21 protein-coding genes are annotated in these 20,553 nt (G+C 51.0%); all 21 read left to right on the top strand.

Annotated features, from left to right (window positions below):
* The first annotated feature begins 4 nt into the window (after positions 1-4).
* The 21 genes from CTH_RS00130 to ispE all read left to right on the top strand — a co-directional run bounded on the left by CTH_RS00130 (position 5) and on the right by ispE (position 20,543).
* Positions 5-784: a TatD family hydrolase gene (locus tag CTH_RS00130; protein ID WP_107752649.1), complete on the top strand. Its 780-nt coding sequence runs from the start codon at positions 5-7 to the stop codon at positions 782-784.
* Positions 785-873: 89 nt separating this feature from the next.
* Positions 874-1,545, top strand: a complete 672-nt coding sequence (locus CTH_RS00135) for a G5 and 3D domain-containing protein (protein WP_107752651.1) — start codon at positions 874-876, stop codon at positions 1,543-1,545.
* Positions 1,546-1,606: 61 nt separating this feature from the next.
* A complete protein-coding gene (gene rnmV / locus CTH_RS00140) occupies positions 1,607-2,194 on the top strand; it encodes a ribonuclease M5 (RefSeq protein WP_200803485.1) in 588 nt (195 codons plus the stop codon).
* Positions 2,154-3,029: a 16S rRNA (adenine(1518)-N(6)/adenine(1519)-N(6))-dimethyltransferase RsmA gene (gene rsmA, locus CTH_RS00145; RefSeq protein WP_107752653.1), complete on the top strand. Its 876-nt coding sequence runs from the start codon at positions 2,154-2,156 to the stop codon at positions 3,027-3,029. Before rnmV ends, rsmA begins: the two co-directional genes overlap by 41 nt.
* A 34-nt stretch (positions 3,030-3,063) precedes the next feature.
* The gene (yabG, locus tag CTH_RS00150) at positions 3,064-3,900 is read left to right on the top strand and encodes a sporulation peptidase YabG (RefSeq protein ID WP_318262705.1); all 837 of its coding nucleotides are present in this window, start codon (positions 3,064-3,066) and stop codon (positions 3,898-3,900) included.
* Positions 3,901-3,975: 75 nt separating this feature from the next.
* On the top strand, positions 3,976-4,149 hold the full coding sequence (locus CTH_RS00155; RefSeq protein ID WP_078665743.1) for a DUF362 domain-containing protein: 174 nt from the start codon (positions 3,976-3,978) through the stop codon (positions 4,147-4,149).
* Positions 4,150-4,256: 107 nt separating this feature from the next.
* Positions 4,257-6,677 (top strand): heavy metal translocating P-type ATPase, encoded by a 2,421-nt coding sequence (locus CTH_RS00160; protein ID WP_078665742.1) that lies wholly within the window; start codon positions 4,257-4,259, stop codon positions 6,675-6,677.
* 13 nt (positions 6,678-6,690) lie between these two features.
* Entirely contained in the window at positions 6,691-7,494 is an 804-nt protein-coding gene (locus tag CTH_RS00165; protein ID WP_078665741.1) for an electron transfer flavoprotein subunit beta/FixA family protein, read from the top strand.
* A gap of 21 nt (positions 7,495-7,515) precedes the next feature.
* A complete protein-coding gene (locus CTH_RS00170) occupies positions 7,516-8,766 on the top strand; it encodes an electron transfer flavoprotein subunit alpha (RefSeq protein WP_107752659.1) in 1,251 nt (416 codons plus the stop codon).
* Positions 8,767-8,771: 5 nt separating this feature from the next.
* Positions 8,772-10,064, top strand: a complete 1,293-nt coding sequence (locus CTH_RS00175; RefSeq protein ID WP_079908029.1) for an FAD-dependent oxidoreductase — start codon at positions 8,772-8,774, stop codon at positions 10,062-10,064.
* Positions 10,061-10,339, top strand: a complete 279-nt coding sequence (locus CTH_RS00180) for a ferredoxin family protein (protein ID WP_200803484.1) — start codon at positions 10,061-10,063, stop codon at positions 10,337-10,339. The genes CTH_RS00175 and CTH_RS00180 overlap by 4 nt, the downstream gene beginning before the upstream one ends.
* A 258-nt stretch (positions 10,340-10,597) precedes the next feature.
* Complete coding sequence (locus tag CTH_RS00185) at positions 10,598-11,053, top strand: chemotaxis protein CheW (RefSeq protein ID WP_078665737.1); 456 nt, start codon at positions 10,598-10,600, stop codon at positions 11,051-11,053.
* 15 nt (positions 11,054-11,068) lie between these two features.
* The gene (locus CTH_RS00190; RefSeq protein WP_107752662.1) at positions 11,069-13,105 is read left to right on the top strand and encodes a chemotaxis protein CheA; all 2,037 of its coding nucleotides are present in this window, start codon (positions 11,069-11,071) and stop codon (positions 13,103-13,105) included.
* A gap of 12 nt (positions 13,106-13,117) precedes the next feature.
* A complete protein-coding gene (locus CTH_RS00195; protein ID WP_107752664.1) occupies positions 13,118-13,696 on the top strand; it encodes a chemotaxis protein CheC in 579 nt (192 codons plus the stop codon).
* Between the two features lie 12 nt (positions 13,697-13,708).
* The gene (locus tag CTH_RS00200; protein ID WP_107752666.1) at positions 13,709-14,197 is read left to right on the top strand and encodes a chemotaxis protein CheD; all 489 of its coding nucleotides are present in this window, start codon (positions 13,709-13,711) and stop codon (positions 14,195-14,197) included.
* 17 nt (positions 14,198-14,214) lie between these two features.
* A complete protein-coding gene (locus tag CTH_RS00205) occupies positions 14,215-14,571 on the top strand; it encodes a response regulator (protein ID WP_078665733.1) in 357 nt (118 codons plus the stop codon).
* A 12-nt stretch (positions 14,572-14,583) separates the two neighbouring features.
* Positions 14,584-15,663 (top strand): HD-GYP domain-containing protein, encoded by a 1,080-nt coding sequence (locus tag CTH_RS00210; RefSeq protein ID WP_079933692.1) that lies wholly within the window; start codon positions 14,584-14,586, stop codon positions 15,661-15,663.
* A gap of 13 nt (positions 15,664-15,676) precedes the next feature.
* A complete protein-coding gene (locus CTH_RS00215; RefSeq protein WP_079908040.1) occupies positions 15,677-16,147 on the top strand; it encodes a chemotaxis protein CheX in 471 nt (156 codons plus the stop codon).
* Between the two features lie 85 nt (positions 16,148-16,232).
* Positions 16,233-17,000, top strand: a complete 768-nt coding sequence (locus CTH_RS00220) for a cyanophycinase (protein WP_159071759.1) — start codon at positions 16,233-16,235, stop codon at positions 16,998-17,000.
* A 6-nt stretch (positions 17,001-17,006) separates the two neighbouring features.
* Positions 17,007-19,658, top strand: a complete 2,652-nt coding sequence (gene cphA / locus CTH_RS00225) for a cyanophycin synthetase (protein WP_078665729.1) — start codon at positions 17,007-17,009, stop codon at positions 19,656-19,658.
* Between the two features lie 3 nt (positions 19,659-19,661).
* Positions 19,662-20,543, top strand: coding sequence for a 4-(cytidine 5'-diphospho)-2-C-methyl-D-erythritol kinase (gene ispE, locus CTH_RS00230; protein ID WP_078665728.1), 882 nt, complete (start codon positions 19,662-19,664; stop codon positions 20,541-20,543).
* Positions 20,544-20,553 lie beyond the last annotated feature (10 nt).

Genomic DNA, 20,553 nt, shown 5'->3' on the forward strand with positions numbered 1-20,553 from the left:
TAAAATGGCGAAACTGAAAATCTTTGATACCCATGCCCACCTGGATGACCGCAAATATGACCAGGACCGGGAGGAAATGTTACAACGGGCCCGGGAGGCCGGAGTGGAGCGGATTGTCAATGTGGGTTATGACCTTTCCTCCTCCCGGCGTTCCCTGGCCCTGGCGGAAAAATATGATTTTATCTATGCGGCGGTGGGCATTCATCCCCATGATTCAGCAACTGCTAATGAGGATACCTGGAAACAATTGCTGGAACTAGCGGCTCACCCCAAGGTGGTAGCTCTGGGAGAGATGGGCCTGGATTATTACCGGGACTTGTCTCCCAGGCCGGTACAGCAAGGGGTTTTTGCTCACCAGATGGAACTGGCTCAACAGGTAGGTAAACCGGTGATTATCCATGACCGGGATGCTCATGCCGATCTGCTGGCAATGGTAAAGGAATCCCGGATTGGAGAAAAGAACGGTGGTGTCTTCCACTGCTTTTCCGGCAGCTGGGAAATGGCTAAAGTTTGCCTGGACCTGGGGTTTTATATATCCATTGCCGGTCCGGTGACGTTTCATAATGCCCGCAAGTTAACCGAGGTTGCCGCCAAAGTACCGCTAGAGCGCCTGTTGATTGAAACCGATGCGCCTTATCTTACCCCTGAGCCTTATCGGGGTAAACGGAACGAATCAGCCTATGTTGTCTGGGTGTTGCGCAAAATTGCGGAACTAAGGCAGATGGATCCGGAGGAACTGGCAGTACGCACTTTCGACAATGCTTGCCAGCTTTTCCGGATTTAGTCGGAAACTTTTGCCACTGGTAATTTTTTCTCCGGCAGGAATTCATCCCTCCTTTGGCGAATATAGTATAAGCGAAAGGAGTGGATGCAATGGTAATAAACCGCAAACTCCGGACAACACTGGCCCTGCTGTTAGCCTTTGTTCTGGTGATCAGCGGCAGTGCTGCCTGGGGGAAAACGGTGAAAAGGCCCTCCCGTACCAAAATTAAAACCCAAACGGTCTATAAGTCCGAGTACACCACTTTTACAGCCCAGCCGCTGGTTCAGTATGACCCCAAGAAACCGGCAGGCTGGCGACAGGTATTGCGTCAGGCTAAACCGGGAAAAATCGAAAAGAAATATCGTCTGGTATATCAAAATAACAAGCTCATCCAAAAACAGTTAGTAAAACAGCGGGTTGTGGCAGCTGCCCGGCCAGCCCTGATAGTAAAGGGAGGCAACAGAGTGGCTTCCCGCGGCGGGGTGATTTCCCGGGGTGGCGAACGGGATGTGGCTAAAGTAATGAATGTCCTGGCTACTGCTTATACCCATACAGGTCGGCGCACAGCTACAGGTATCTGGCCCCATCGGGGAGTAGTGGCGGTGGATCCCAGGGTGATACCTTTTGGCACCCGCCTCTGGATTGAAGGGTACGGGGAAGGGATTGCAGCCGATATGGGCAGTGGTATTAAAGGCAACCACATTGACCTGTTTTTCGACAGTTACGGAGAGGCCATCAACTGGGGTATGCGCAATGTAACTGTATATGTTCTGGAACGTTAAGCAAAACTGTAAGGAGAGGGAGTATTCCCTTTCCTTTTCCTCTTTTACGGGAGGTTTGATGATGAAAATCAAGGAAATCATAGTAGTTGAAGGCCGGGATGATATTGCGGCTGTCAAAGCGGCAGTAGATGCGGAGGTAATCGCTACAGGTGGTTGCCGGATCAGCAAAAAGGTGATAGAACGGATTCGCACAGCTCAGGCCAGGCAGGGGGTTATCATTCTTACCGATCCCGATGCCGCCGGAGCGGCTATTCGCAGGCGGCTGGCTGAACTGGTGCCAGGGGCCAAACATGCCTATTTACCCCGGGCGGCAGGCACCAGAGAGGGCAATATCGGAGTGGAAAATGCCAGTCCTGAAGCCATTCAGGCGGCATTGGCTCAGGTCAAGACGCTGGTAAAGGAACGGCAGGAGACATTCACTGCTGAGGATTTAAACCTCTGGGGCCTGGCCGGAACAGCTGATGCTGCCTGGCGCCGGGAACAGGTGGGGGATCGCCTGGGTATCGGCTATGCCAATGCCAAACAGTTTTTACAAAGGCTAAATGCTTATGGAATCAGCAGAGAGGATATAGAAGCTGCTGTACAGGAGATTGACGAGGAGGAGAACCATGAAAATTGCCACTCCGGCCCGGACCAGGGCCATTCTTAATCAATATCAGTTGCGGGCCAAAAAGAAACTGGGTCAGAACTTTCTTATCAGTGAAAGGGTAACCTCGGCAATTGTACGAGCTATCGATTTACAACTCGATGATGTAGTGGTAGAAATTGGCCCGGGAATCGGCTCTTTGACTGAAGAGCTGCTGCAAAAAGCAGGGCAGGTAGTGGCGATTGAACTGGATCGGGAATTGATCCCGGTATTGCAGGATCTGTTTCGCGACTACTCCAACCTGAAACTGGTCAACCAGGACGTTCTGAAAGTGAACCTGGATCAATTGGTTCAGGAACAGACAGGAGCAACCCGGTATAAACTGGCTGCCAATTTGCCCTACTACATAACTACCCCGATTCTGATGCATTTACTGGAAAACCGGTACCGGATCAGTGAAATGGCCCTGATGGTTCAGAAGGAAGTAGCAGAAAGAATCTGTGCCCAGCCCGGTGGCAAGGAATACGGGGCCATAACTGTAGCGGTCCAGTATTACTGCCAGGCCAGAATTTTCGTACAGGTACCGGCCACTTCCTTTATACCGACCCCGGAAGTGGAATCGGCGGTGATCCACCTGAAAAAACACAACCAGCCCCCGGTTGATCCAGGGGATGAAAAAATCTTTTTCCGGGTGGTGAAAGCTGCTTTTGCTCAGCGGCGCAAAACTCTGCTTAATACCTTGAGCAAAGCAGGCTTTAATTTAACCCGGGAGGAATGGTTACAGCTGCTGGAGAGCTGTCAGATTGAACCCGGCCGCCGGGGTGAAACCCTGAGCCTGGAGGAATTTGCCCGTATAAGTAGGGAATTAAGTGTCAACCCTGCCCTGACCGGTGCATAAGATAAAGAAAGCGATGGGCACCGGAGGGATGGGTGTGACAGCCTTTAAGATAGGGGATATTGTAGCGCGCCGTTCATATCAGGCCGATGTATTTTTTCGCATCGTCAGAATTCGGGATAATCACGCTTTATTGCGCGGGATAGATGTCAGGCTGGAAGCTGATGCTCCTTTGGATGATCTGGTTTTATTGAGTGATGAAGAAGTGCGTCGGCGGCGGCTGGAATTTATCAAACACCATCATGAGCATTTGCGGCAGATTCTGGTGCGCCAGGCGGCCAATGGCCAGGAGGAACAGGATTTTTTTGAATTGCCAGGCCGGGTATTGCACCTGGATGGGGACCAGGAGTATCTTAACCTCTGTCTCAATTCCTATCAGCAGCTGAAAATAAACTGCTGGGGCTTCATGGTGCCGGAAATGGAGCAGCCGCAACGGGTGAAGGAGTTACTGGCCAAATATCAACCGGATATTCTGGTTCTGACCGGCCATGATGGTTTGCTGAAAAAAAACAGTGACTGGAAAAACCTGGACTCCTACCGTAATTCCCGTTATTTTATCGAAGCTGTCAAGGCGGCCCGTTCCTGGCAGCAGGATAAAGATGCTCTGGTGATTTTTGCCGGCGCTTGCCAGTCCTATTATGAGGCTTTACTGCAAGCGGGGGCCAATTATGCCAGCGCACCCCAGCGCATATTAATCCATGCCTTTGACCCTGTACTGGTAGTAGAGCGCGTGGCCTACTCCCCCTTCCAGATGACGGTGCCGGTGGAAGAGGTAATTAAAGCGACTATTTCCGGGGTAGCAGGAATTGGTGGGCTAGAAACAAGAGGTAAATTAAGAAAAGGTAAACCCAAAACAAAAAATTTTTTTCAATAAAAGCTCAGGAAAATGATGAAAAAGCCTGCCTTCCGTGGTAAAATATCAGCGATACCACTGAAGGGGGTGAAAAGAATGTCCTATCGGATTAGTGATGAATGCATCAGCTGTGGCGCTTGCGCTCCCGAATGCCCCGTCGATGCTATCAGTGAAGGTGATGACAAGTACGTCATTGATGAGGAAAAGTGCATTGAATGTGGCGGCTGTGCCGATGTTTGTCCAGTTGGTGCACCCCAGCTGGCAGAATAATTTTGTTGAAACCCTCCCATGCTAAGGGAGGGTTTTGAATTTTTGTTAATAACTTGACTTGAAACTACAATATATAGTATGGTGAGATTGAGGAAGGAGGAATGGAAATGAATGGTGTCGAAAAAAATCTGCAGAGGATACAGCTGGGAATTCGGGGGATGACCTGTGCAGCATGCGCCTCCAGAATAGAAAAAGGATTGGGGAAACTGCCTGGAGTACACACAGCAGCAGTCAACCTGGCGGCTGAGCAGGCAACAGTGGAATTTGACCCGGCTCAGATTCAGGTTGCGCAGATCCTGGCCAAGATCGAAGATCTGGGTTATCGTCCAGTTACGGAAAAAGTAGAATTCCGGGTCAAAGGTATGACCTGTGCTGCCTGCTCCGCCCGGGTGGAAAAGGGTTTAAACCGGTTACCGGGAGTAGTGATGGCCCAGGTAAATCTGGCTACTGAACGGGCTACAGTTACTTATCTGCCGGCTCAACTGGATTTTCAGCAGATTAAGGCTAAAGTTACCGATTTAGGCTATGGGGCGGAAACTCTGACTGAAACAGGAAAGGCTGTGGTGGACCGGGAGAAAGCCGAACGGGAACGGGAAATACGGGAGCAAAAGTTGAAAGTAATCATTTCTGCCCTTTTAAGTTTCCCCTTGTTCTTGGCCATGTTATCCCACGGACTGGGCTGGCATCTGCCTGATTTATTGACCAATACCTATTTTCAGTTTATTCTGGCTACCCCTGTTCAATTTGGTACTGGCTGGCAGTTTTACCGGGGAGCCTATAAAGCATTAAAAAATGGCAGTGCCAATATGGATGTGCTGGTGGCTCTGGGTACCAGTGCCGCTTACTTTTACAGTGTTGCCTTTACCTTCTTTCTGCCCGGCGGCCAGGTCTATTATGAGATCAGTGCGGTGCTTATTACCCTGATTCTGCTGGGCAAAATGCTGGAGGCCATAGCTAAAGGACGGACATCGGAAGCGATTCGCAAACTGATGAGCCTGGGGGCCAAACAGGCCAGGATCCGCCGGGACGGGACGGAAATGGAGATTCCGGTAGAAGAGGTACAGGTCGGCGATCTGGTTGTAGTAAGGCCCGGAGAAAAAATACCTGTGGACGGCAAGGTAGTGGAAGGTACATCGGCAGTGGATGAATCCATGTTGACGGGGGAAAGCCTGCCGGTAGACAAAGGACCGGGGGACCCAGTTACCGGGGCCACTGTTAATGGCCAGGGAGTGCTGGTAATCGAGGCAACCCGGGTGGGAAAGGATACGGCCCTGGCCCAGATTATCCGGGTGGTGGAGGAAGCTCAGGGTTCCAAAGCGCCGATTCAAAGGCTGGCCGATGTGGTTTCCGGTTATTTTGTACCTGTGGTAGTCGCAATCGCTGTCTTGACCTTTATTTACTGGTACTGGCGCACCGGTGACTTTACCACTTCTTTGCTAAACTTTACCGCTGTTCTGGTGATTGCCTGTCCCTGTGCTCTGGGGCTGGCTACGCCTACTTCGATTATGGTCGGTACCGGGCGGGGAGCGGAACTGGGGGTTTTGTTCCGCGGCGGTGAATATCTGGAGAAAACCCATAAAATCAATGCCATAATTCTGGATAAAACGGGTACAATCACAAAAGGGAAACCCACTCTTACCGATTACCGCAGTTTTGGTTCATGGCAGGAACGGGAAAGGGAATGGCTGTCCATTGCGGCCTCCTGTGAGCGAATGTCAGAACACCCTCTGGCCCAGGCTATTACTGCCTGGGCAGAAGAACAGCAATTGCCCCTGGTCAGCGTGGAGGAGTTTCAAGCTCTGGCCGGTAAAGGTATTAAGGCTAAGGTTGGACAACAGCCGGTACTGATAGGTACGGTGCGGTTACTGGAGGAAACTGGGATTGATATGGCAGAAGCCCTACCCATGAAAGATGAGCTGGAAGGCCAGGGCAAAACTGTCATGCTGGTAGCTATTGCTGGTGAACTGGCAGGGTTACTGGCTGTTGCGGATACTGTCAAGGAAAACTCCGCTCAGGCCATCAAACATTTACAGGAAATGAATATTGAAGTCTGGATGATTACCGGAGATAACCGCCGCACAGCAGAGGCAATAGCCCGGCAAGTAGGGATTACTAATGTGATGGCCGAGGTATTGCCTCAGGATAAAGCGGAAAAAGTAAAAGCCTTGCAGCAACAGGGTAAAGTGGTGGCTATGGCGGGAGATGGCATCAATGATGCCCCGGCCCTGGCCGCAGCCGATGTCGGGATTGCCATGGGTACGGGTACGGATGTGGCCATGGAAGCGGCAGCCATAACCCTGATGCGGGGGGATCTGCTGGGGATTGTGACAGCAGTGGAATTGAGCCGGGCTACAATGAGCAATATTAAACAGAATCTGTTCTGGGCCCTGATTTATAACATTATCGGTATTCCGGTTGCAGCTGCCGGTATGCTCAATCCGATTATTGCCGGAGCAGCCATGGCTTTCAGCTCCGTTTCGGTTGTCACCAATGCTCTGCGGCTTAAGCGTTTTAAAGTAAAGTGGTGAGGAGGTAGCAAGAATGCACATAGTTGTTTGTTTGAAACAGGTACCCGATGCTACGGAAGTAAAAATCGATCCCAAAACCAATACCCTGGTGCGGGAAGGGGTACCATCCATCATCAATCCCTATGATGCCCATGCCTTAGAAGAGGCACTGCGAATCAAGGATGAGCTGGGGGGAAAAGTCACCATTATCACCATGGGACCTCCTCAGGCAGAGGAAGCGGTACGCAAGGGTCTTTCCTATGGAGCAGACCAGGCTATCTTGCTCAGTGACCGCGCCTTTGCCGGTTCTGATACCCTGGCCACCAGTTATATCCTCACCCAGGCTATTCGCAAACTGATGGAAAGAGAGCCGGTAGACCTGATTTTCTGCGGTAAACAGGCCATAGACGGGGATACGGCTCAGGTGGGCCCGGGAATAGCGGCCCGGCTGGGCTGGCCCCAGTTGACTTTTGTGGATAAAGTAGTTGAAGTAAATCCAGAGGAAGGGACTGTTACCGTACAGCGGAAGCTGGAAGCGGTAAAAGCGGTGGTCAAGGCAAAATTACCAGCCTTGATCACTGTGGAGAAAAGCATTAATGAAATCCGTTACGCCTCCTTGCCCAATATGATTAGAGCTGCTCAGATGCCCATAACTGTCTGGGGCAAAAAAGATTTTGACCTGGATGATAATGAAATCGGTTTAAAAGGCAGTCCAACCACCGTTAGCCGCATCTTTGCCCCACCCCAGCGGCCCGGTGGTGAAATCCTGGGCGGAATCGAGGCTGTGCCCAAACTGGTGGAACTCCTGGTGAAGGAGAAGATTGTAGCAAATAAATAAGGCGGGAAAGGAAGGGGAACCATGGCCGTAGAGATTAATGCCAAAGCCTGTATCGGGTGCGGAATTTGTGTGGATACCTGTCCTGTTCAGGCCCTCTCCCTGGTGGACGGGGTATCAGTAGTAGATCCCAAACAGTGTGTGGATTGTGGAGCCTGTGTCAAGGTTTGTCCCACCAATGCTATCACTCTGGACAAACCTTTAGCAGCCCAGAAAAAACAGCCCGCTACTCCGGCTGAGCCGGCAGTAAAGAAAGCTGCCCCTGCTGCTGAGGGTGACTATCAGGGGGTTTGGGTTTTTGTCGAACAAATGGAAGGCGAAGCGGCTCCCGTTTCCTGGGAGCTGATGGGGGAAGGGCGGAAACTGGCCGATAAACTGGGAGTGGAATTGGCCGGGGTAATTCTGGGCGCTCAGGCTGAACACCTGGTTCCGGAGGCCTTTGCTTATGGTGCCGATAAAGTCTATATTATCGATGACCCCGTTCTGGCCCGCTACCGGACTGAGCCCTATTTGCACGGGTTGGTGAAATTGATCAGGCAATACCGGCCGGAAATCGTTTTGATGGGAGCTACTACCCTGGGCCGGGACCTGTCCGGGACAGTGGCCACAGAGTTGCGGACCGGATTAACAGCAGACTGCACGGTACTGGATATTAATCCTGAAACCCGTTTGCTGGAACAGACCCGTCCTGCTTTCGGTGGCAACATCATGGCTACCATTCTCTGCCGTACCCGCCGGCCCCAGATGGCAACCGTCCGTCCCCGGGTGATGGCCATGCCGCCCCGCCAGGAAGGGCGCAGCGGCCAGGTGATCCGGGAAGAACTGGGCCTAAAAGAAGAGGAGATTCAGACCAAGGTACTGGAATACATTACCGCTGGAGCGGCTGGAGTTTACCTGGATAAGGCGGAAATCATCGTGGCCGGTGGCCGGGGCGTAGGGGCGAAAAACTGGCCTTTGCTGGAAGAGTTGGCCCAGGTATTAGGTGGCACGGTTGGAGCCAGCCGGGCAGCTGTAGAAGCGGGCTGGGCCTCGCCGGCACAACAGGTTGGGCAGACCGGTTATACCGTACGACCTAAGGTCTATTTCGCGGTAGGCATTTCCGGTGCCATCCAGCATCTGGTGGGGATGCAGACTTCCGACACCATCGTAGCTATCAACAATGACGCTAATGCTCCAATTTTCAAAATAGCCGATTACGGGATTGTGGGCGATGCAGCTCAAATCCTGCCGGCGCTGGTTGAAAACTTCAAGCAACAGCTGGCAGGGAGGAGGTAGAGAACATGGAAAAATTTGATGTGATTGTTGTTGGCGCTGGCCCGGCCGGACTGGCTGCAGCCTATACCTGTGCCAAAGCCGGGTTGAAGACGATTGTCTTTGAACGGGGCGAATATCCCGGCAGCAAGAATGTCATGGGGGGTGTTCTCTACCGCCAGGCAACGGAAGAGATAATTCCCGGTTTCTATAAGGAAGCGCCCTTAGAGCGGCCTATTGTAGAGCAAAATTACTGGTTCCTCACTGATAAATCCGGGGTAAAAATGGGCTACCGCAGCGAGAAGTTCGGGGAAGAGCCCTACAATAACTTCACTGTCTTGCGGGCCAAATTTGACCGCTGGCTGGCCAAACAGGTGGAAAAAGCCGGTGCCCTTATTATCAATGAAACTGTAGTAGAGGATTTGCTTTACGAGCGGGACCGGGTGGTAGGAGTGCGCACTGATCGCCCGGAAGGGGATTTAAGGGCAGAAATGGTGATTATCTGTGAAGGGGTTAACAGCCTGCTGACCCAGAAAGCTGGTTTAAGAGGAGATATTCCTCCTGAGCATCTGGCAGTGGCAGTCAAGGAGATAATTTACCTGCCGGCGGAAAAAATTGAAGACCGTTTTGGGCTGGAAAAAGGTCAGGGAGCGGTTATCGAACTGATCGGTGATCCTACCTATGGCATGATGGGAACCGGTTTCATCTATACCAACCGGGAAAGCATCTCTATCGGCGTAGGTGCCTTGCTCTCAGAAGTAGTGCAGCGCAAAATCAATCCCAATGAGTTGCTGGAACATATGAAGCAACATCCCCTGGTGCGGCCGCTGATTGAAGGGGGAGAAAGCAAAGAGTATCTGGCCCATTTAATTCCTGAAGGTGGTTACAAAGCCATGCCCAGGCTTTATGCCCCCGGGGTACTGGTAGCCGGGGACTCGGCGATGCTGGTCAATGGCATTCACCGGGAAGGCTCCAACCTGGCCATGATGAGCGGCAAGTTTGCTGCCCAGACAGCCATAGATGCCATCAGTACCGGGGATTTCAGCAACCAGATGCTGGCCCGTTACCAGGAACGCCTGCAGAATTCCTTTGTCTTGCAGGATTTACAGAAATACCAGAACGCTACCGGGCTGTTTGAGGAAAATCCCCAGTATTTCAGCCAGTATCCGGCTATGTTGAACCAGGTAATGCATGAATTCTTTACTGTGGATAATGTGCCCAAAAAGGAAAAGCAGAAAAAAATGCTGGAAATTATCCGCCAGCATCGCTCCCTGCGGCAGGTAGCCGGTGATATGTTTAAATTATGGAGGGTTCTGGGATGAAAAAAATTGATGACAAACTTTACCTGACCCGCTTTATCCCCGCTTCTGAAAGCCATTTGAAAATAATCGATGAAAATGTCTGTAAAACTTATTGTCCCGATAAAGTTTGTACCCTCTTTTGTCCGGCCAAAGTCTATTCCTGGGAAGAGGAACATATGCAAATCGCCTTTGAAGGCTGCCTGGAATGCGGGACCTGCAAATATGGCTGTCCCTTTGACAATATCGCCTGGAAAAATCCCCGGGGCGGATTCGGGGTACAGTACAAGTTTGGGTAATTTTTAGCAGGAATTTATAAAAATATATCGTATATATGGTATATAGAACAATGTATAAAACAAAAGTCATGAGGGTTTAACAGAACCACACGACTACCTGATAATTCTTACTGATTTCCTGAGAAGGGAAGGGTAAGAATTTTTAGGTAGTTTTTTGTCTATTGTGAATAAAATTTTGAATTTAAAATTTAATGAAGGATAATTATTTAAAGTGTCGAATTTTCATGGTTAACATTACAAATTGAAGGAGCGGTTACTATGACAAATGAAAAGCAATTTGTTGTTTTTCAGCTGGGAAAAGAGACCTACGGCATCGATATTGCCAAGGTCTGGGAAATTATCACCATGCAACCCATAACTAAAGTTCCCCATACAGCCAGTTTTATCGAGGGGATTATCAATTTGCGGGGGCGGGTTATACCGGTTCTGGATCTGCGCAAGCGCTTTGACTTGCCGGCTACCGAATACACCCGTTCTACCCGGATTGTGGTAGTGGAGATTGAGGGCAATACCCTGGGCATGATCGTGGATGGAGTTTCGGAAGTGTTGCGGATTAGCAGTGATATTGTGGAAGCGCCCCCGCCGGCTATTACTGACGTGGATTCTGAATATCTGGAAGGTGTGGCCAAACTGGAAGACCGTCTGATTATTTTGCTCAATCTGGATAAGGTCCTGAATAAACAGGAAAAACAGGCCCTGGAACAAATGCAGTAAAGGGAAGGTGAAATGATGGGTCTGCAATTGGATGCCTCGCCTGAGGAGTTGAAACTGTTTCTGGAAGAAGCGGAAGAACATTTACAACTACTGGAAGAGGATTTGGTCAGGCTGGAAAACGAGGGAGATAACCAGGAGTTATTGCAGGAAATTTTTCGTTCTGCTCACACATTAAAGGGTTCTTCTGCTACTCTGGGCCACCAGAAAATGGCCCATTTGACCCACGCTATGGAAAACGTTTTCGACAAATTTCGCAAACAGCAACTGACAGTTAATATAGAAATAATGAATGTACTTTTTGAGGCACTGGATAATTTGAAAATCCTGAAAAATGAAATTGAAACCATGGAAGAGAGCGGTATAGACTTGGAGGGGATTTTGCAACGGCTGTCAGCTATGGCCAGTGGCGAAGGGGTACAAGCTGCTGCCAGCAAAAAAGAGGTGCCTCAGCAGCAACCGGTTTTGCAATTGGATTGGCAGGACCAAAAAATGGCTGCTGAATTGGCTCAGCAAAAAAGAGGCCAGTTCTGGCAGGTTAATGTATTTTTCGCTGAAAACAGCGATATGTTACCGGTAAGGGCTTTGATTACCCTGATGACACTGCGGGAAAAAGGGGATATTATCAAATCCGAGCCGACAGCCGAAGAGATTGAACAGGAACAGGCCAAAACCACTTTGCGCGCCATTGTGCTCAGTTCCTGTGGGGCGGAGGAAATCAGCAAAGCCCTGCAAGAGTTGCCGGATATTATTAATGTTAAGGTAGAGCCTTTTGAGCTGGCCAAACAAGAGGAACAGGCACCCCAAGAACAAAAGGCAGCAAAGAAGATTGAGGGAAACAAAAACAGGGCAACCCTGAGCAAAGCCAGCCGTACCGTCAGAATAGACGTAGAGTTGCTGGATAACCTGATGAACCTGGTCGGGGAGCTGGTTATAGACCGGACCCGCCTGGCTCAGATTATTACTGAAATTGAAGCTAAATATGATGTAAATGATCTGACGGAAGATTTGAATCGCACTTCTGTGCATATTGGCCGTGTCACTACCATGTTGCAGGAAGAGATCATGAAGGCCCGCATGATTCCGGTGGAAAGCCTGTTCAACAAGTTTCCGCGCATGATGCGGGACTTGAGCCAGAAAGCAGGTAAGGAAATTGACTTTATTATGGAGGGCCAGGAAACCGAGCTGGACCGCTCCATTATTGAGGAGATAGGAGATCCTCTCATCCATCTCTTGCGCAATGCGGTGGATCATGCGATTGAACCGCCAGAAGAAAGGGAAAAGCTGGGTAAACCGCGTAAAGGTGTAGTGAAATTAATTGCCCGGCATGAGGAAAACCATATTGTGATCCTGGTACAAGATGATGGGCGCGGCATTGACCCCAATAAAATAAAGGAGTCTGCGGTGCGGAAGGGAATTATCTCCGATGAAGCGGCCAAACGGCTGAATGATGAGGAAGCTATCAATTTGATTTTTGCTTCTGGTTTGAGCACAGCCACTAAAGTTAGTGATATTTCCGGCCGCGGTGTCGGCATGGATGTGGTACGCACCAATCTGGAAAAGGTCAATGGTTCCATTGAAATTGATACCCGGGTCGGGGTGGGCACTGTCTTCAAGATAAAGCTGCCGCTAACATTGGCTATTATCCGGGCTTTGATGGTTAAAGTGGATGAACGGGTCTATGCCATTCCCCTCACATCAGTGCTGGAAACTATTCGGGTGGAAAAAGAGCAAATCCGGATTGTTAACAAGCATGAGGCTATTGTGGTCAGAGGACAGGTCTTGCCCTTGCTTTACCTGCGTGAGTTGTATAATCATGGGAGCGCAGAAGAAGAAAAGGCCAAAATTTTTGTAGTTGTAGTGAATGTTGGGGGTAAACAGGTAGGACTGGTTGTGGACTACCTGATTGGTGAACAGGAGGTAGTAATCAAGTCCCTGGGCCGGTATATTGGGGATGTGCAGGGCATAGCCGGAGCTACTATCCTGGGAGATGGGCGGGTAGCCCTGATCATGGATGTTCCCAGTTTGATGAAAAAGGTTATGCAAATCAGTTAGGGGGCCTGAAGGGTGCAGTTGGAAAAACTGGAACAAGCGATCAAAGATGCTTTACAAAATTCCGGCCAGGTGTTTTCTGAAATGCTGGGCCTGGAAGTCAGGATAATCAGCCCCCGTCTGGATTTGCTGGACTTAAAAGAGGTGTTGAGCTGGGCCGGGGGCCCGGAAACAGTGGGACTGGGCCTTTACCAGGCTGTAACGGGGAACATCAGCGGTCACCTCTTGCTGTTTTTTGAAGAGGGACAGGGTTTTCGCCTGGCGGATTTTCTCCTGATGCAGCCACCGGGTACAACCAGGGAGCTGGGGGAGATGGAAAGATCGGCTCTGGCGGAACTGAGCAATGTAACCGGATCCTTCTTTATGAATGCCCTGGCTGATATGACCGGTCTGGAGATTGTTCCGTCCACACCAGCGGTTGTTTATGAAATGCTGGGGGCGATTTTTAGTGATATAGTGGCAGATTTAAGCCTTTCCGGCAACCAGGCACTGGTCGTAGAAACAGAATTTCATGTGGGTGAACAGGAAATGAAAGGACACTTCTTTTTCATGCCAAATCCGGAAAGTTTGCAAATTCTGTTGGCCCACTTGTAGGAGCGGTTATACATGAATGAGACAAAAATTGGGGTCGGCCTGGGGGAAATGCACTGGTCTCGTACACCCAATACCGCTTTAGTTTGTTATGGATTGGGGTCCTGTGTAGGAATTGCTGCCTATGATCCGGTGAAAAAACTGGGAGCTATGGCCCATGTGGTATTGCCAGACAGCAGTATCATGCGGCCAGGTGACAGTGTCTATAAATATGCCGATACCTGTGTGCCTGCCCTGCTGGCAGAGCTGGAACGCCTGGGGGCAGATCGCCAGCGGTTACAAATAAAAATAGCTGGCGGGGCCCAGGTACTGGCAGTAGCCGGGGCGGCCCGTATGGATATTGGCAATAAAAATGTACAGGCAGTAAAAGAAGCCGTGCGCAAATTAGGGCTTAGAATAAGCGCTGAGGATACAGGGGGCAACCATGGCCGCACTTTTTCCCTGTTTATAGATAGCGGTAAAGTAACTGTAAAAGTGGTAGGGAAACCTGAAGTGGAAATATAGGAAAGGAGAGCCTTTCGATGGCGAAAATACTGGTTGTAGATGATGCGGCATTTATGCGGATGCGGGTAGTTAAATTGTTGACTGAAAACGGATATGAGGTGATTGAAGCCGGGGATGGCAAGGAAGGAGTGGATAAGTATCTGGCAGAGAAACCGGATCTGGTGTTAATGGATATCACCATGCCGGTAATGGATGGTATTGCTGCCGTACAGGAAATCAAAAAACATGACCCCAATGCGATTATTGTGATGTTAAGTGCCCTGGGACAACAGACCATGGTGATGAATTCCATTAAGGCTGGTGCCAAGGATTTTATCGTTAAGCCCTATCAGCCGGACAAAATCCTGTCCACCATTAAACGGTTTATTGGATAGGCGGGAGGCAAAATGCGAGTTATCAGCACTAATCGTTTGCAGCCGGGAGATAAACTGGCCAAACCGGTTTATGGCACTGCAGGCGGGCTAATTATGCCGGCCAATTTGCCTTTGACCCGGGAGCATATTGAGCGGTTGTTAAAACAGGGAGTACAACAGGTATATCTGGATGATCCCCGGGTTGCTGATTTGCAAATAGAAGAGCCCATCCGGGAAATTACCCGGATTAAGGTAATCAAGGTCTTGCAGGAAGCCATGCAGGAAATAGGCAAGAAAGGCCTTGCGGTCAGCCTGAATAGCAAGGCAATAGAAGAAGTAATTCATGAGCTCCATGAAGAATTAATCTATGGGAGGGCTAGGGAAATAAACCTTTATAAAGTCCAGGCCGGAGAGGATTACTTGCCTTTACAGGCACTGAATACTGCTATTCTCGCAACTAATATGGCCCGACTGGGCGGGTTTGTCCAGAACAGTAAGGATGTGGTGACCGGGACCCTTTTAATGAATCTGGGCCTGGCCCTGATTCCGAAGGAGATCCTGTTTAAGCCAGGAGCTTTACTGCCAGAGGAAAAAATACAGGTACAAAAACATGTGGAGTACTCTCTGCAAATCGCAAACAACAATTTTCCCAATCTCCGTGCGCATGTAAAAGTAATAATCCAGCAACACCATGAACGCCTGGATGGCTCCGGCTATCCTCAGGGCCTAAAAGGGGAAAAAATCCATCCCCTGGCTCAGCTGGTTGGAATTGCGGAAACATACAGTGCCATGGTTTCCTGGCGGCCATACCGGGAAAGAATCAGTCCCCAGGAAGCTATCGAGTATATTATGGGTGGAGCTGGCATTGAATTTGACCATAAGCTGATCGATATTTTCAGTCGCTGTACAGTACCCTATCCTGTAGGTTCAATGGTGCTGCTATCTACCGGAGAAAAGGGAGTGATTATAGATCTGGGCAAAGGGCTGGCTACTCGCCCGCGAATTCGCCTTTTTACTGATGAAAAGGGACAGAATCTGGCCCAGCCAGTAGATATTAATCTATCTGATCCCCAGTACCAGACCCGGGTAATTGTGGGATTGCTCGATGAATAAGGAGGAAAAAATAATGAGGGTGGAATTTATCAATCCCTTTGTCAAGGCTGCCTATGATGTGCTGGAACAGGAGGTCCAGGCTGAAATCAAGAAAGGACAGCTGAGCATCGAGGAATCATCCGTTACTACCCAGGATGATGTAACGGTTTTAATCGGAGTTACAGGCCAGCTGGCCGGGGTGGTTATGTATTCACTGGCGGAGAGGACAGCCAAAAACCTGGTTTCCCGCATGCTAGGACAACCGGTCCCGGTTTTTGATGATATGGTGGAAAGTGCCGTGGCGGAACTGGGTAATGTTATCTCCGGTCTGGCCAGTGCCCAGCTGGAAGCCAATGGGTTTATTTGTCATATCGCCCCACCGACGGTAATTGTAGGCCGAGGGGTAATTATCTCAACGGTAAATATCAAAAAACTGGTTATCCCTCTGGAAACCCAGTATGGTAATTTAAGAATCGCTGTAGCTTTAAAAGAAACGGGAAAATAACTAAAGCTTGCCCTTTAGACTGCATAAAAAGCAGTTAAACAGGGCAAGCTTTTCTTGTTGCCAGAATTTAGAGGTGATGGAACCTATGCAAGCCGGTTGGCTGGTAGCCATTGGCGGAGCTGAGCAAAAAGATCCACCGGGTGAGATATTGGAGCAGCTGGTAAAAAGATCACCTCCAGGGGAGATGGTGGTTATCACAGCTGCTTCTACACAGGCGGGGAAAACCGGTCACCAGTATGAAGAAGCCCTGCAAAAACTGGGGCGACAGGTCAGGATTTTGCATTTCAATAACCGGGCCCAGGTGCGCCAGTTTATTTATCAGGATTTAGCACCAGCGGGGATTTTTTTCACCGGCGGGGACCAGAGTCGTCTCACGGCTTTGCTGGCAGGGACGGAATTGCTGGATTACCTGACTGAACTCTGGCGACAGGGCTGTACCCTGGCTGGAACCAGCGCCGGAGCCGCTGTGCTGGGTTCAGTAATGATAGCCGGGGGCAGGGCCGAAGCCAGTCCGCGCAAGGAACTGGTCAGCCTGGCCCCGGGATTTGGCTGGCTACCCAATACTGTCATTGACCAGCATTTTAACCAGCGCGGGCGGTTTAACCGCTTGCTCACGGTACTGGCTACTTTTCCCGGCATACTGGCTCTGGGCCTGGATGAAAATACCGCCCTGTTCGTCAGGGAAAATATTGGCGAAGTGGTAGGAGAAGGGACAGTCACCGTGCTGGATGGGCGCGAAATGGATTTTTCCAGTGCCCCGGAAGTGGATGGTTTTACGCCCCTGACAGTGACTGATGTACGGTTGCATAGTCTGGCCGCCGGTTATAAGTTTGACCTGAACCAAAGAAGGTGAGAGAAAATGAAAATTATCCGCAGTCAATGTTATGAGGAAAAAAATATTTATTGCTTTCGGCCGGTGGTGAAGGGCACTATCCGGATTCCGCCGGAGCATAATCTCCCTTCCGATCGGATTCCTGGTTTGGCAGCCCTCATCCTTGCTTACCTTCCCGGTCTTATGGAACACCACTGTTCCCGGGGCTATGCCGGCGGCTTTGCCGAACGGCTGAGAGAAGGAACATATCCCGGCCATATTATTGAACATATCGCGCTGGAACTGCAGGTTCAGCTAGGACAGGATGTCTATTTTGGCCGTACCGAGGAGAGAGTGGAAGGATTGGTTGATATCATCGTCGAATGCCTTGTACCTCAGGTGGGGTTGGCAGCTCTGGCCTGGGCGGTAAAACTGGTGCGGTTCTGGTATACTGGAAAGCCGGTACCGCATCTGTCCACAGTGCTGGCGGATTTGGGAGCGGTTTATGACCGCTTCGGACCGGGACCATCGACCCTGGCCTTGTTACAGGCGGCCCGTCGTCAGGGACAGCCAGTAATGGAGCTGGGTGGAGGCATCTGGCAAATCGGTTATGGCCGTTATGCCCGGCGGCTGGCAGGTAGTCTGCTGGAAAATACCTCTTGTCTTTCTGCCGATCTGGTTCAGGATAAAGCTCTCACCAAAGAAATTTTACAGCGACAGGGCCTGCCGGTACTGCCCGGTTATCCGGTCAGAACCCTGGAAGAAGCCTGGGTGCGGGCAGAACAGCTGGGTTATCCGGTAGTTTTGAAAGACAATTTTGGGCATCAGGGCAAAAAGGTATATTGTCATCTTCAGAATGGGGCAGAACTGGCGGAATGCTGGTGGCAGAAAGGGAAGGAAGGCAGCTGGTTGCTGGAGAAGGAAGGCAGGGGGCGTAACTTCAGGGCCCTGCTGGTGGATGGTCAACTGGTAGCGGTGGCTGAGCGTTTGCCTCCACGGGTCAAAGGGGATGGGCAGCGAACCATCAGGGAACTGATCGAGGAACTGAATAGAGACCCGCGCCGCGGTCAGGGCCATGGCCGGGAATTGACCCGGGTGGAAATTGATGCGGAAGTACTGCGCTGTCTGACCAGTCAGGGATATACTCTGGAGCAGGTATTGCCGGCCGGGGCTGAAGTGAACTTGCGCTTTCAGGCCAATCTATCCGGTGGCGGAGAAGCTGTTGACGTTACGGAAGAAGTTGGCCCTGAATTAAAAAAACAGCTGGAACTGGCAGCTCGCCTCAGTGGACTGAATGTCTGTGGGGTGGATTTTCTGGCTGAAGATTTGCATTCCCCCATGCCTGCTGATCAACAGCAGGGTATACTGGAAATCAATGCTGCTCCCGGATTGCGGATGCATCTGAACGGAAAGAGAGGTAAGGAGATAGCAGATTGGATTATAACACGGTTAGATCTTCAGCCCTCGCAAAAGCTTCCCCTCTTTGCGGTTACCGGTACTAATGGCAAAACCACGGTGGTGCGCTGTCTGGCCCATTTGCTGGCTCTGGCAGGCAAGAAGGTGGGATATACTACTTCTGATGGCATATATTTTGATAAGCAATTGATTCGGGCCGGGGATATGAGTGGACCTCTCAGTGCCAGAGAAATCCTGCAACATCCTCTGGTGGAGGCAGCGGTCCTGGAAACTGCCAGAGGTGGCATTCTGCGACAGGGATTGGGCTTTAGCTATTGTGATGTGGCGGTATACACCAATCTCAGCGGGGATCACCTGGGCCAGGATGGGATCAATTCCCTGGCGGAACTGGCAGATGTTAAGGCTCTGGTAGGGGAAGTGGTTTCCCGGCAGGGCTGGATAATCCTCAATGCTGATGATCCCCAGTTACTCAGTATGGGGCCTCGCTTTCAGGGCCAGCTGTTCCTGTACACAACCAGGGCGGAAAATCCCTGGCTGGCCCGGCATCTGGCCTTAGGTGGACAGGGATTACTGGTACGGCAGGGTTGGGTACTCTGGGTTCAGGGGGACCAGTGTCTGCCCCTGGTAAAGGTGAAGGAACTGCCGGCAGCCTGGGGAGGGCTGGCTTTACATAACCTGGAGAATATGCTGGCAGCAGCGGGAGCGGCCCTGGCCTATGGTCTCAAACCGGAATTGATTGCCCGGGGTTTACGTACATTCAGCTGTGACCCGGAAACCAATCCCGGCCGTTTTAACCTCTGGCAGCTGGGCAAAATCCAGGTCCTGGTGGACTATGGTCACAATGCCGCCGGTTTTGACCGGGTGTTGAGTGCCTTGCAAGCCGGGGGCTTTGGCCCTATAACTGCTGTGATTGGCATGCCGGGGGACCGGCGTAATCAGGATATTATCCGGGCCGGGATGGTGGCGGGCAAATATTTACATAGAGCCATAGTCAAGGAGGACAGCAATTTACGGGGGCGGCAGCCGGGGGAAATGGCAGCTTTGCTCTGTCAGGGTTTGCGGACAGTGCTTTCCCCGCAGGATATACAGGTGATTTTGCCTGAACTGGAGGCTGTAAAGCAGGCTCTGCTTACTGCTGTTCCCGGCGAGACGGTGGTGGTTTTCTATGAAAAACTGGCTCCGCTCGTCAAACTTTTGCAGGAACTGGGAGCCAGGCCGGTGCGATTGGCAGAATACCATAAATATGTTATGATGAAAGGGAAACTGCAAATTAGAGGAAGGTAGGACATGGAGATTACGCTATTAGCACCGGCCAAAATCAATTTAACTCTGGAAATCAAGGGCCGGCGTCCCGACGGCTACCATGAAGTAGCCATGGTGATGCAGTCCCTGGAACTGGCAGATACCATTACCTGTCGTTTGCGTTCAGATGGCAAAATCTTTCTGGAGGGAAATCACCCGGAGGTAGCATGGAATGAAACTAACCTGGCCTGGCGGGCGGCCTGGCTCCTGCAGGAAGTCAGTGGGGTCAAACTGGGGGCGGAAATCCTGGTAGAGAAGCGCATCCCGGTGGCGGCCGGCCTGGCCGGAGGGTCCACCGATGCGGCAGGGGTTTTGCGGGCCCTGAATCAGCTCTGGAACCTGAACTGGTCCAGGGAGAAGCTGGCCGAACTGGGGGCTCGCCTGGGGTCGGATGTGCCTTTTTGCCTCTATGGTGGAACGGCCCTGGCCACCGGCAGAGGAGAACAGATTCAGCCCTTACCGGCACTGCCGCAGCATTCCCTGCTGCTGTTAAAACCACCTTATGGAGTATCTACGGCAGAGATTTACGGGCTTTATGCCCGAATGGGCCGAAGTCAGCAGGGGCAAACGGAACGGATGCTGGCAGCTGTAAGGACCGGAAACTGGCAGGAGGTGGCCCGGCATCTGGCCAATGACCTGGAACAGATCACTCTGGCCCTTGCTCCCGACTTAAAAGAGCTAAAGGAAGCGGCCTGCAGGGCAGGATGTCCTGGAGTGTTGATGTCAGGCAGCGGCCCAACGCTGTTTGCTTTAATCAATGATGAAGCTCAGGATCAGGAACTGGCTCAACGCTGGCAGGAGGCCGGACAGGTAATCAGGACAAAAACCGGTTTGCCCCTGCCATTGCCGGGAGAGGAGCAAATGTAGTAAAATGGAG

It is taken from the genome of Carboxydocella thermautotrophica (assembly GCA_003054495.1).
Taxonomy (GTDB): domain Bacteria; phylum Bacillota.